The following is a 13,244-nucleotide window of genomic DNA, read 5'->3' on the forward strand; positions in this document are numbered from 1 at the left end:
AGGACGCCATGTAGCAATGGCGTCCTTTTTGTATGTATAGTGAGAGCAACGATTGTTGTTGGCTCTTTTCTCATGGAGGAGGTCTTAGCGTGCATTGCTCTCTCTGGCAGAAACTCTTCTCGCTTGGGCTTCTGCTCGGGGTTCTTGTGGGTGTATCCGCCTGCATGGACCCGCCTCCCTATACGCCCTCACCTGTCTCTTCTCCCTTGTTGGGCTCTTATACGGCTACTCCTGCTCCCGCTCGGACCGGAGAAGTGACGGTTGGGACGCTTGATGCTCCCGCAGCGCCGAATCCACTTTTTGCCAGTACTGCTGGTGATTTCACGCTGAATTCCGCTCTCTGGGGACGCCCCGTGGTATTTGATCGGCAGTTTCATGTTCTCCCCGACCAATTGCTTGAAGTGCCGCTGCCAGAAAATGGGGGCGTACAGGATGGCGGTAAAAAGGTCATTCTGCATCTGCGGCGGGACCTGTTCTGGTCAGATGGCGAGCCTATTGTGGCGGGCGATTTTCGTTTCTGGTGGCGCCTGAATCAACAGCGGGAGACGGGTGCCACCATCACTGGTGGTTATGATATGATCGCGGACATCGAGACGCCCGATCGGTATACGGTTGTGTTACACCTGAAGCGCCCGTTCGGCCCCTACCTTTTTTATCTTCCCTATGCCGCCCCTGAACATGTGTGGGGCAAGCTCCCCCCGATCGAGTTACAGAATACCAAAACCGTGATTCAGTATCCGGCAGTGACCAGCGGACCCTATAAGCTGGATCATGTTGAAGGGACGGAACGCTATGTGCTGGTTCCCCATGAGCGATATGCGTCTTCGACCTTTCATGGTCCCTATCTCAGGCGCCTGATCTATCAGGTATACTCTGATGAGGCTGCCATGCAGAGAGCGCTTCAGGCTGGCACGGTGACGGTCATTCAGGGCGCATTGTCGCCGGGCGGCGCACAGATGCAGCAGATGACGATACGGGCAGCCTCGTATGAACACCTTGATTTTAACCTGGAAAAGCCATTGTTGCAGGATCTTCGAGTCCGGAAAGCGCTTCAGGCCGCGCTGGATGTCTGTTCATTGCTTCAGAAGCAGCTCAAACAGAACGATTGTACACGGCGGGTGAACCAGGTTGAGCCGCCCCCCTCTCTCTATGCTGATCCATCATTACCAGGCGTGCCATACAATCAGCAAGGCGCGCTCCATTTACTGGCTGAAAGTGGTTGGAAACAAGGTCCAGACGGCCTGCTCCGGCGGGGAGAGGAAACGCTGTCATTGCGCCTGGTGACGACGTCGCAGCGCAGGCCGCTTGTAGAGACCATCAAGCAGGCTTTTCGGGCGATCGGTATTCAGCTTGAGCCGGTTTATGTCAGTGCGGGGAAGCTATTCGGTGGGTTAACGCGGGGCGGTGTGCTGGCAAGCGGGGCCTTTGATCTGGCGCTCTTTGCCTCTTCTCTCGGGCCAGAACCCGACGATCAGTATGCGGTCTTTCATTCGTCACAGGTTCCCTCAGTACAGCATCCAGAGGCGCTGAATTATGGACGTGTACGCGATGCAGAGCTTGATGCGGCGCTTGAGCAGGGACGCGCCGCGATAACCTTTCAGGCGAGGAAGGCGGCCTATCAGCGCTTTCTCCATCGTGTCGCCGAGCAGGTCTATACGGTTCCGCTCTATAGCGAAGAGAACAGAATGCTTGTGCGCATGGGAACCAGAAACGTAATGCCGCACGCAGATCCTGTTCTCAATTTGTGGAATATTGCAGATTGGTGGGTAGATTCTAACTGAGATTTAACCGGACCCGTGTATAACTACTAACGGACAGCAAACAGGGCCTACGATGTCGCAGCAATAAACAATTTTGTCACATTTTGCTTATTGCTGCGATATCTTTTAGTGGAGAGTGTTGTTGGACAAGCCATCCAAGTTATGGGGGTTGATGTTAAGAAGTGGTGCGGGTCTACAGTGGGGGCTCTGATGGTGGGTATCCTGGATCGCTTTTTTATGGCTGCAACCTTTATCCGGCTTGCGACGTAAAACACTATGAGTAGCTGAAACAAACTGGCGCTATTAGTTGTTGAGGGGACTCCCGGATACCAGCAGGATGGTGTGAGATGCTACACGCTGTTACTGGACAATATCCCTTGTCATCTGGTATGCTATGGGTAGTCATAGGGATACGTCTGAATAATGGATGAATTCATATGTTCTCCATTTCAGACACTTCGTTGGCAATGTTGACGATGAAGTAGATCCCGACCTCAAAGGAGAGGAATATGAAGCAAATGCTTTCCAAGACACGTTCTCGTGGTCTCCCTAACCTCCGTATCCTGCGTCAGCGTAGAGGTTTGAGCCTCGGTCAGTTGGCCGATCTTACTGGCTTACGCCGGGATACTATTACTTCCCTTGAAACCGGTCGCGTACAGGCACAGCCCTATCATCTGCGGATGTTGGCTCGTGTGCTCGAAGTTCCGACCTTTGAGTTAGTCTCTTTGTCTCGTTCTATTTCATGACACCCGATGTTGAACGTCACTTGAAGCGAACGAGTGGGGGGTTCCCCCTATAGAAACAATCAAGTTGAGTACCCGATAAAAGGGCATCCTCTCCTGAGGAGCCCTGAGCAATTATATATATCATTTACATCCTCTTTGTGGTAATCACGGTTTGCTAACAGGCTGCATTGGATGGAAGCGGGGAAGCATAAACGCAGGTGTGGAACCGGGAAGCTGGTGGTGAACAGGTGCGGTTTATGGAATGGGCAGCCCGGGGCAATGCCGCTTCTATTCCCCCTTCCTGCTCACCTTGACGTCTCTCTCTGCCCGGTGCTATACTTTAATTGATCGAACAATTAACAACCTGGAGCGGCGCAAATGGCGAGAACACCAAAAGTTGTTGAAGATAGACGCGAACAAATTATAGATGCTGCAATGAATGTCTTTGCTCACAAGGGCTATAGCCGGGCAACCAACAAGGACATTGCCCTCGAAGCTGGCATTACGCCCGGGCTGATTTATCATTACTTCGAGAGTAAAGAGGCGTTATTGCAGGCGATTATCAATGAGCGTTCTCCCTTGCGCGTTGTTCGGGCGACCTCTCCTACAGAGCTTGAGCAGCCGCCCGAGGTGTTTTTGCGGTCGCTGCTGCTGAATGTGTTGCATATCATTGAGGGCGAGCAGTTTATCAAGATTGTGCGAACGGTGTTACCGGAAATACTCTATAACCCGGCCATGCAGCCGGTTGGCTCTGGCATTATTGATGAGGAGATCACTTTTTTAAGCTCTTATTTTGAGCGGCAAATGAGCATTGGGAAGATCCGCAAAGCAGATCCACGTCTGGCTGCTCAAACGTTGATGGGGTGTGTTATAGGCTCAGTATTGCGGCGCCACATTTTTCACGATCCCCAGGCGCTCCAATATACGCGGGAACAGCTTGTAGATTCTATTCTAGACGTGACGTTACAGGGGTTATTGCCCCGGTAGTCCATTTTTGTGTCATTTATTAATTAACTGGTTAATTAATAATGGCGGGTATGCAAAGGAGCATCCAGGATGAACGCTTCAGAACAGCAGAGTACATCACAACCCACCATCCAAAGTGTGGAACAGACGACGTGCTGCATTGTAGGTGCTGGCCCTGCCGGAATGATTCTGGCCTTATTGTTGGCCCGCAAGGGGATTCGTGTGCTCCTGGTAGAGGCGCATGCTGACTTTGACCGTGAGTTTCGTGGCGATACCGTGCACCCCTCGACGCTCTCTATTCTCGATGAGATCGGGCTGACTGAACCGATGTTGCAGCAATTGCATCATTCGCGTGCCTTTAGCGGGAGCATCCAGGCAGGGGCAATGCGCTTTCCGCTTGTCGACTTTCGACGTCTGCATATGAAATATCCCTTTGTGGCCTTAATTCCGCAGAAGGAGTTTCTCGGGTTTCTGGCTCAAGAAGCGCAGCGTTATCCCACCTTTCGCCTGATAATGAACGCTCAAGTGGATGGTCTGCTTGAGGAACAGGGAGTCATTCGAGGGGTTCGCTATCGGGGCCGTGATGGCTGGCATGAGATCCGCGCTGATCTGACTGTTGGAGCAGATGGGCGCTTTTCTCGTGTGCGTCGTCTGGCTGGCTTTCAGCCAACGAAAAGCTCGGCGCCAATTGATGTCCTCTGGTTCCGTCTCCCGCGTCATCCTGAGGAGACCGAGCAGGCAATGGGCCGGGTACAGGGGAGGGTCATTTTTGTGATGTTGGCTCGTCACGATCACTGGCAGATAGGCTATGTGATTCCCAAAGGCTCATATCAGCATCTTCATGCTCAGGGGCTTGAGCACTTTCGGCAGACAATTGTGAAGGTCGCGCCTGAACTGGCTGATCGAGTGCAGGTGTTGCAGGACTGGAAACAGATCTCGGTTCTTTCGGTTGAGGCAAACCGGCTGCGGCGCTGGTATCGGCCCGGGCTCCTGATGATCGGGGATGCCGCTCATGTGATGTCACCGGTTGGAGGGACGGGAATCAACTATGCAGTTCAGGATGCGGTGGTTGCGGCGAATGTTCTGGCCACAAGGCTCAAAACCGGACGGGTTCGGGTGGAGGATCTGGCGCGGGTACAGCGCAAGCGAATGCTCCCTACGATCGCGGTCCAGACGCTGCAAAATATGGTGCAAGATGAGGTTCTGGGCCGTATTGTGCGCACAGGAAAGGGAAGCGGGAGCGCGAAGGTGTTGCGGCTCTTCACGCGTATTCCTGTAGTGCGTGCTCTGCCAATGCGCATACTGCTGGTCGGTTTGACACAGGTCCATGTCCGATAGCAGGGGCTGGAGAGGGATTGTCCCTCCCCTTCCCACTGCCTGTTAGCCAATCTGCTTCTCAAGGTTCTTGAAGAAATGCTCAAGGGCGCTCTTGACGGCTGGCTTGACAATCATCTCGGGGATCGCGCCGAGGCTACCTGAGAGCGTGGCCTGTGCATCATAGTTCAACAGAGTTCCGCCTGCATCATTGGTCAGATCAATGGTGCAACGCGCCTTGATGCTGCCAATAGAGCTGGACGGCTCGGCAATATAGACGAGGTGCGAGGGCTGAACTACGTCAGCTGGCTGAATAAGCACTTTATAGGCTCCTTTGAGGCCCGGCAGGTTAGGGGTGACGATCAGCTTGATCTGGCGGCTGTCGCCCTCATCAACATATTCTGCGTGTTCACAACCGGGAATGCTGTTCTTCAGCTTCTCGGGGGAAAGGAGTGCCTGAAATACTGCGTCAGGTGACGCATTCAGCTTACGACTACCTTGAAATTGCATGTCTATTTCTCCTGATGACTTCTTCTACGATCAAGAAAGCGCAGAAGCATATGGTAGAGTGCTATTGCAAAGCGTTTTCCGAATAGCGCTGCGTTTGTCTGAATGTTCCGCGAACAAACGCAGCGGTCAGGTCTTTATTATAAGGGGCATATGGAAGCGGTTCAATGTATCGGCTAAATAGTACTGTTGCTGCTTTTCCCGGTAATACAAGCACACGGCCATCTTAGAAGGCCGCAAACAGGCCAAAGGCCGCGACGAGTGAGCCAAGTATCAGTATCAACAGGCAGGACAGGATAAAGAGAATACCGACCGGTAGAAACACCGCGGTGCTGGCGCGACCGCCACTGAAGCGATGAACCGCCATCAAGGAGAAGATGGTCAGTACGATACCATAAATAAATGATGCGGGCCCTACGATTGCCGAAACAATAGAGCCAACGACCGGAATAAGGGAGATGATATCGGTTAGTAGCCCCAGAGGCACTGTGAAGAGAAGCGACGTATAGCATTGTTGCAGGAATGACCCTTTACCACCCAGAAGCAGCCGGACGCAGCCAAAAACAATACCATTCCAGAGAAAGAACAAAATGGGAACCATCACGCTTTGCATACTGGCTGCCAGTAAATAGAAAAGCTGACGCGCGCCCTGTGGGAGCAATTGCAGGATCGTATTTGTCTGATAGACGCTGTTGACATTTGGCAAGAGCAGACTTGCAAGATAGGCAAGCAGACCACTGATAATACTGTAAAGCAGCAGTTGTATCCAGACAGAATCCCAGGTTGCTTTGCTCTTTTCCTCGGCAAAGCTGTGCGCTCCAGGGCGAAAGAGCACCTTACGCCATTGCGCAGGGAGCTGACGAAGAGACTCCTGCAAAGAGAGTGCGGCTTCTGGTTCCGGTCCCTCAACTACAGGAGGCGTCTGATAGGTAAAATAGGGTTGCTGATACTGCTGATTGGGTCGATTTGGTCCCGACGGGGGATGATACGACATACAAAAAATCTCCTTGCTGAGCCCTTATCACTTTCCTCTTATTGTACCCCTTTTTGGCGTATTCAGGTAGCTATTTCCCACGGCTCAGTATTCCTTAGCCTGTAGGCGGCAAGCTCACCAGGAAGAAGGGTAGCTCAAAAACTGTTGCTTCTTCTCTAATTGAACGAGAACCGTGAAATATATGCAATCATTCCCTGACAAAAGGTCAATACCCCTGTTTAAGAAAGGATCGCCGCTTGCCTGCATTTGCCAGGGGATGAGCTGCTTGCATTTTTGACTCCTGGTTTCGTATAATGACAGAAGAAGCAGGAAACTTTGCTTTCTCACGGAGTTGTGGTGCAACGAAACAAGGGGGTTTCGGGTAAAACGCATAGCAACAGCTTTGCCTGAGGTGCCAGGGTGAAGCAAATTCAGGGCTGTCTCAGTCTGCCCTTTATCCCCGGACGTGCCCCGCTCGAAGTGTTGAGTTGTTTGGTGTTGTCTGTTTCTGGTGCAAGGGCCAGAAGCAGGATGAAAAAAAGGGGATCACATCCATGACAGAACAGGATTTCTTGCCAATTAAGAACTTCGATCACGTCGAATTCTATGTTGGTAACGCCAAACAGGCCGCCTACTATTTTTGCCATGCATGGGGGTTTGTGCCGATAGCGTATGCGGGTCTGGAAACCGGAATACGCGATCATTGTAGTTATGTACTTGAGCAGGGGAACATTCGCTTTGTCGTGACCTCTCCCTATGGGCCCGAGGGCGCGATGGCGGAAGAGATCAAGCTGCATGGTGATGGTGTCAAAGTGATTGCCCTGCGTGTTGATGATGCCACCCAGGCGTATAAGGAAACAACCTCACGAGGGGCGAAGGGTGTTGCCGAGCCGCATACGCTCAAAGATGATAATGGCTCAGTCACGCTCTCCTCGATCGCCATTTACGGCGACACGATTATCACCTTTGTGGGGCGGAACGACTACAATGGCGTCTTTATGCCGGGCTTCCAGCCGCTTCCCTCGGAGCAGCCGCGCCGCGCACGCCCTGCCGGTCTTGCTGCCATCGACCACATGGTTGGTAACGTTGAGCTTGGCAAGATGGATGAATGGGTTGCCTTCTTTGAGAAGGTGATGGGCTTTACGCAGTTGATCCATTTTGATGACAAGACGATCAGCACCGAGTATTCTGCCTTGATGTCAAAGGTCATGCAGAACGGAAGCGGTCGCGTCAAGTTCCCCATCAATGAACCGGCTGTGGGTCGTCGGAAGTCACAGGTTGAAGAGTATCTGGACTTCTATCGTGGTCCTGGCGTGCAGCATATCGCATTGAATACCAGTGACATTGTCTCCACTGTTGCTGAGCTGCGGGCGCGTGGGGTTGAGTTCCTGGCAACGCCGAAGACCTATTACGATACCATTCTTGATCGTGTGGGCAAGATTGATGAGCGCCTCGAAGATCTGGCCGAGCAGGGCATCCTGATTGATCGTGATGATGAGGGATACCTGTTGCAGATCTTTGCGAAACCGATTGGCAACCGGCCCACGGTCTTCTTTGAAGTCATTGAGCGCAAGGGAGCCAAAGGGTTTGGCGACGGCAACTTCAAGGCGCTCTTTGAAGCATTGGAGCGCGAGCAGGCGCTGCGAGGCAATCTCTAATGAAGCTGGTTACCTTTCGTCGTGCTGATGGAACAACGTTTGCCGGAGTGATGCTGAACGAGCAGGCGCTTGCCAGTGTCTCCTATCCCGATCTCCTGGAGCTGTTGCGGGATCCTGCCGGGCTTGAACGGGCTGCTGAGGCCCGAGAGCGCGGCAAAGCAACAGATCAGTTAGATGCGGTCCAGTTACTTGCGCCCGTGCCAGAACCGCCCACTCTGCGTGACTTCTATGCTTTCGAGCAGCATGTGAAGGCGGCTCGGGCAAAGCGTGGTCTGGGCATGATCCCGGAATGGTACGAGATCCCGACGTTCTACTTTTCCAACACGAGCGAGATCTATGGGCCTGAGAGCGTGGTTCCCTATCCGCGTGGATCTCAGGAACTGGATTTTGAGCTCGAAATTGCCTGTGTGATTGGCAAAGAGGGAAAAGATATCCCGGTTGAAGATGCCGCGCAGTATATCGCGGGCTACACGATCATGAATGATTGGAGCGCCCGGGATTTCCAGCGCAAGGATATGAAACTGAATCTAGGCCCTGGCAAGGGTAAGGACTTTGCGACTTCGCTTGGCCCTTTCCTTGTCACTCCTGATGAGTTGGAGACGCGTCGAACCGGCTCCGGTGCGAGTGAACGGTATGATATGCCGATGATTACGCGTATCAATGGCCGTGAGATCTCACGGGGCAATTTCAAAGACATTCACTTCAGTTTTGCTCAAATGATCGCGTATGCTTCCCGGAATACGCGGTTGCGGATTGGTGATGTGCTCGGCTCAGGAACGGTCGGAACCGGCTGCATTCTTGAACTGGGTACTGAGGTGCACCGCTGGCTTCAACCCGGTGATCTTGTAGAGATGGAAATTGAAGGTATAGGAGTGTTACGGAATACGGTCGGGTAAAGGCCCGGTGTTTCGTTTGAGGGCTGCTATGAGGGCGGCCCTCCCTGTTTTCTGGTTGATCGACAACTCAGGAGGTTTCTAATGCCTAGCTATCATCGCCTGGGGCAGATTCCGCCAAAGCGACATACGCAGTTTCGCAGGCCTGATGGTGGTCTGTATGCTGAAGAGGTCTTCGGGACTGAAGGCTTTTCCGGGAACTACTCGATCCTGTATTATCACTATCCGCCAACCGCAGTGAAAAAGGTGGAAAAATATACGCCTCCGACCCGGCACGAACTCTGGGATGAAGGCTATCAGCGGCATCACCATTTCAAAACCGCGCAGTTGCCTCGTGGGGGAGATCCTGTGTTCGGGCGCCAGGCTTTGATGTATAACGATGATGTGGTGATCGGTGTTGCCAAGCCGACGGAGCCGATGAACTATTACTTCCGCGATGCCGAAAACGATCTGATGTACTTTGTCCATGAGGGACATGGCACGCTGGAAACGAACTTCGGGTTGCTTCCCTACCACCAGGGCGACTATATCATTATTCCTCGGGGAACGACGTTCCGCTTCTTGATCGAAGCCGATAGCCCGGAGACGGTCTTCCTCGCTGTCGAGGCGCGGGGCTCGCTGGTTCCACCGAAGCGCTATCTCAACCAGTACGGGCAGATGCTTGAACATGCCCCGTATTGCGAGCGCGATATTCGGCGTCCGGAAGAGCTGATAACGCACCTTGAAGCAGGCGACTTCGAGGTCCGCTTAAAGGTCGGCAATACCTTTACGAGCTACTGGTTTGACCATCATCCCCTGAACGTGGTTGGTTGGGATGGCTACGAGTATCCCTGGATCTTCAATATTCATGATTTTGAGCCTATCACCGGACGCGTGCATCAGCCGCCACCTGTGCATCAGACGTTTGAAGGTCCAAACTTTGTAGTATGCTCGTTTGTGCCGCGCAAGCTGGACTATCATCCGCTGTCGATCCCTGTGCCCTATAATCACAGCAATATCGATAGTGATGAGATGATCTATTATGTCAACGGGAACTTCGGGAGCCGTCGAGGCGTGGAAGTGGCCTCGATTACGCTGCATCCGCGGGGTATTCCTCACGGCCCACAGCCGGGCGCCGTGGAAAAGAGTCTCGGCGCGGAGCGAACTGAGGAGATGGCCGTCATGATAGATACCTTCCATCCCCTGAAGCTTACCACAACGGCACAGTCCGTCGACGATCCAAACTACCCGTATAGCTGGATTTCCTGAAGACCCGGAAGGCGCGAGGAGATTTCCCTTGCGCCTTTCTCTCTGGCGCCTTTCCCCACCTTTCTGCGATTGATGTTCCCTCTTCCAATGAAATTCGCTTTCCCTTCCTCAGTATATGATTTTCTCCATCTGTAACTATACAATGATTTAAGAAAGCATGGTACAATTTTTAAGTGTGTAGTTGTACGATGAGGTATAGTAACCGGGTAACTGAAAAATAGTACGCGCTCTGTCGTAGTATGTCCCGCTACTGGCACCCAAACTCGGTGAGATCAGGTAGTGTTTTTCACAAAGGAGTGGCCTGATTATGACTACGGAACCACGGATTATCAAGTTTTATGAGACGACCCTGCGCGATGGCGAGCAGACACCCGGCGTGAACTATTTCCCCGGCGAAAAGCTCGCGATTGCTCTGGCACTGGAGGAGATGGGGTTTGATACGTTGGATTGTGGTTTTCCGATTTCCTCCCCGGGCGAATTTGAAGCGGTTCACCTGATTGCAACAAAGGTTCAGAAATCAGAGGTGTGCGCAATTGCTCGTGCCAATCTCGACGATATCGACTGTGCCTGGAACGCGGTGAAACGCGCCGCTAAACCGGCCATTCAGCCGTTTATCAGCACCTCTCCGCTTCATCGTGAAATCAAACTGGGAAAATCCCGCAAAGAAGTACTTGAGCTCGCCCGAGTTGCCGTAGCTCATGGGCGCCAGTATACCGAGAATATCGACTTTGCCCTTGAAGATACCACGCGAACCGAACAGGACTTTGTCCTTGAGATCTGTGAGGCGCTGGTGAAAGAAGGGGTGCGCTTTGTGACGCTCTGCGATACTGTCGGCTATGCGCTTCCCTGGGAGTTCGGTCAACTGGTTGCTTCTGTCAAGCGCGAGTTCCCCACACTTCGTATCTCCGCGCACTGCCATGATGATCTGGGAATGGCGGTTGCGAATGCGATGGAGGCGTTGCGCAACGGGGCGGAACGCGTGGATAGTTGTATCAATGGTCTGGGTGAACGCGCGGGCAATGCTGCTTCGGAAGAGGTCATTATGGCGATTCGCACCCGTAGCGCTGATCTGGGAATGGATGTGCATATTGATACGACCAAAATCGCGTCTGTCAGCCGTCTGGTGGCGAAGTATTCAGGTATGCAACCACAATGGACGAAGGCGGTTGTTGGGCGCAACGCGTTCAGTCATGGCGGTGGCATTCATCAGGATGGTGTGCTCAAGGATGCGCGTACCTATGAGATCATGACCCCCGAATCGGTTGGCTTGAGCGCGAACGAACGTCGTATCTCGATGGGGAAGCTCTCGGGCCGGGCTGCGCTTGCTCATCAGTTGCGTGAGCTCGGGTATGAGTTGGAGCAGGCACAGTTGCAACGCGCCTTTGAGATGGCGAAACTGTTGCTTGGTAAGAAAAAGACACTCGAAGAACTGGACATGCGCTATATCGCCGAAACCGCACTGGGCCGTACCGCTGCTTCTGCTACCGTACAATCCTCGCTGAACGTTGAGACCGCGGATTAGCGCTTTGAGCAGGGCAAAAGATTCTTGATCGTGTATTTCTTTTGTCCTGCTCGCGATAAAAGAACCTGCCTGTTTTCTAGCGCTCCGAGAATGATTGGCATATAATAAGTAATAGGCCTGTTTCTAACCGGGAACAGAGACGATCCCACTTTTCTGGTATTGGTTCTGGCCTCACACGCTGTGTCTGGCTTATCACTCTTTGCTCTTACGGAGAAGACCACTATGTCAAAAACCATGTTTGACAAGATCTGGAATGCTCACGTAGTACGCGACGTGCCGGGAGAAACTCCGGTGATCTATATTGATCGTCATCTGGTGCATGAAGCAACTTCCCCGCAGGCATTTGCCGGGCTTCGTGCGGCAGGACGACCCGTTCGGCGGCCCGATGCTACCATTGCGGTTCTGGATCATAATGTGCCGACGGTGCAGGGGCGGCGCATGCTCGATGTCATTGATAAGGACAGCGAAGTCTGTATCACCACTCTTGAGCAGAATGCCCGTGATTTTGGTATCACTCTATTTAACATGCAGGATCAGCGTCAGGGAATTGTTCATATTATCGGACCAGAACTGGGAATCACTCTTCCCGGCATGACAGTTGTCTGTGGTGACTCTCATACATCGACGCATGGCGCCTTTGGTGTGTTCGCGATCGGAATTGGCACCAGTGAAGTTGAACATGTTCTGGCAACGCAGTGCCTCTTACAGAAAAAGCCGAAGACAATGAATATTCGTATTGAAGGCACGATCTCTCCCGGCGTCACGGCCAAAGACATTGCCCTGTATGTTATTCAGCAGCTCGGGACCAATGTTGGAACAGGTCATGTCATCGAGTTTAGTGGCTCTGCCGTGCGCAGCCTCTCGATGGAAGGGCGCATGACGCTCTGCAACATGGCGATTGAAGCGGGCGCGCGGGCCGGGATGGTCGCCCCTGATGAGACAACCTTTGCCTATATCAAGGGACGGCCCTACGCGCCTGAAGGCGAGCTGTTTGAGCGAGCCGTTGCTGCCTGGAGGCTGCTTGCCAGTGATCCCGATGCCCAATTCGATGCCGTCTATGAGGTCTCGATTGAGGGATTGGCTCCACAGGTGACATGGGGTACAACGCCCGGTATGGCCGTTGAGGTCACCGGAGCTGTGCCCGATCCAGCAGAGGAACCGGACCCGATCAAACGTCTGGCGATGGAGCGTGCGCTGAAGTATATGGGGCTCCAGCCGGGGCAGAAGATCACCGAGATACGACTGGATACGGTCTTTATCGGCTCCTGTACCAATTCGCGGCTTGAAGACCTGCGCCTTGCCGCTCGTTACGTGAAGGGCAAGCAGGTCGCGCCACATGTGCGTGCAATGGTGGTACCCGGCTCGATGAACGTGCGGCGTATGGCTGAAGAGGAAGGCATTGCTGATATCTTTCGTGAGGCCGGGTTCCAGTGGCGCGAGCCCGGATGCAGTATGTGTATTGCAATGAATGGTGATCGCCTTGAGGCGGGCGAGCGCTGCGCTTCTACCAGCAATCGTAACTTTGAAGGCCGTCAGGGACGTGGTGGGCGTACCCATCTGGTCAGTCCGGCTATGGCCGCTGCTGCCGCGATTGCCGGGCACTTTGTTGATATTCGTGAGTGGCAACCTGCCGAACTTTCCCCTGTCACCGTCCATTCTTAAGCGAGAGGAACAGAAG

Annotated in this window: 11 protein-coding genes; 9 read left to right on the forward strand and 2 right to left on the reverse strand. The window is 53.2% G+C overall.

Going from position 1 to position 13,244, the window contains the following annotated elements:
* Positions 1-89 precede the first annotated feature (89 nt).
* From KTH_RS26715 to KTH_RS26730, 4 genes are all read left to right on the forward strand, one after another.
* Complete coding sequence (locus tag KTH_RS26715) at positions 90-1,781, forward strand: peptide ABC transporter substrate-binding protein (RefSeq protein WP_170142759.1); 1,692 nt, start codon at positions 90-92, stop codon at positions 1,779-1,781.
* A 488-nt stretch (positions 1,782-2,269) separates the two neighbouring features.
* Positions 2,270-2,506: a helix-turn-helix domain-containing protein gene (locus tag KTH_RS26720; protein WP_111324326.1), complete on the forward strand. Its 237-nt coding sequence runs from the start codon at positions 2,270-2,272 to the stop codon at positions 2,504-2,506.
* Positions 2,507-2,863: 357 nt separating this feature from the next.
* Entirely contained in the window at positions 2,864-3,472 is a 609-nt protein-coding gene (locus KTH_RS26725) for a TetR/AcrR family transcriptional regulator (RefSeq protein ID WP_111324325.1), read from the forward strand.
* Between the two features lie 69 nt (positions 3,473-3,541).
* Positions 3,542-4,789 (forward strand): FAD-dependent oxidoreductase, encoded by a 1,248-nt coding sequence (locus tag KTH_RS26730; protein ID WP_497621945.1) that lies wholly within the window; start codon positions 3,542-3,544, stop codon positions 4,787-4,789.
* Between the two features lie 42 nt (positions 4,790-4,831).
* On the opposite strand, the gene KTH_RS26735 is transcribed toward KTH_RS26730, so the two are convergent.
* The gene (locus tag KTH_RS26735) at positions 4,832-5,275 is read right to left on the reverse strand and encodes an SRPBCC family protein (RefSeq protein ID WP_497621946.1); all 444 of its coding nucleotides are present in this window, start codon (positions 5,273-5,275) and stop codon (positions 4,832-4,834) included.
* Between the two features lie 223 nt (positions 5,276-5,498).
* A complete protein-coding gene (locus tag KTH_RS26740) occupies positions 5,499-6,266 on the reverse strand; it encodes a Yip1 family protein (RefSeq protein ID WP_111324322.1) in 768 nt (255 codons plus the stop codon).
* Positions 6,267-6,799: 533 nt separating this feature from the next.
* On the opposite strand from KTH_RS26740, the gene hppD reads away from it, so the two are divergent.
* The 5 genes from hppD to leuC all read left to right on the forward strand — a co-directional run bounded on the left by hppD (position 6,800) and on the right by leuC (position 13,228).
* Positions 6,800-7,903 carry a 4-hydroxyphenylpyruvate dioxygenase gene (gene hppD / locus KTH_RS26745; RefSeq protein WP_111324321.1) on the forward strand — a complete coding sequence of 368 codons (1,104 nt, stop codon included), beginning with the start codon at positions 6,800-6,802 and terminating at the stop codon, positions 7,901-7,903.
* Positions 7,903-8,799, forward strand: a complete 897-nt coding sequence (locus KTH_RS26750) for a fumarylacetoacetate hydrolase family protein (protein ID WP_111324320.1) — start codon at positions 7,903-7,905, stop codon at positions 8,797-8,799. Before hppD ends, KTH_RS26750 begins: the two co-directional genes overlap by 1 nt.
* An 81-nt stretch (positions 8,800-8,880) precedes the next feature.
* The gene (locus tag KTH_RS26755) at positions 8,881-10,044 is read left to right on the forward strand and encodes a homogentisate 1,2-dioxygenase (protein WP_111324319.1); all 1,164 of its coding nucleotides are present in this window, start codon (positions 8,881-8,883) and stop codon (positions 10,042-10,044) included.
* A 307-nt stretch (positions 10,045-10,351) separates the two neighbouring features.
* Positions 10,352-11,566, forward strand: a complete 1,215-nt coding sequence (locus KTH_RS26760) for a 2-isopropylmalate synthase (RefSeq protein ID WP_497621949.1) — start codon at positions 10,352-10,354, stop codon at positions 11,564-11,566.
* A 222-nt stretch (positions 11,567-11,788) separates the two neighbouring features.
* Positions 11,789-13,228 (forward strand): 3-isopropylmalate dehydratase large subunit, encoded by a 1,440-nt coding sequence (gene leuC / locus KTH_RS26765; protein WP_111324317.1) that lies wholly within the window; start codon positions 11,789-11,791, stop codon positions 13,226-13,228.
* The last annotated feature ends 16 nt before the right edge of the window (positions 13,229-13,244 follow it).

Source organism: Thermosporothrix sp. COM3 (assembly GCF_059696735.1).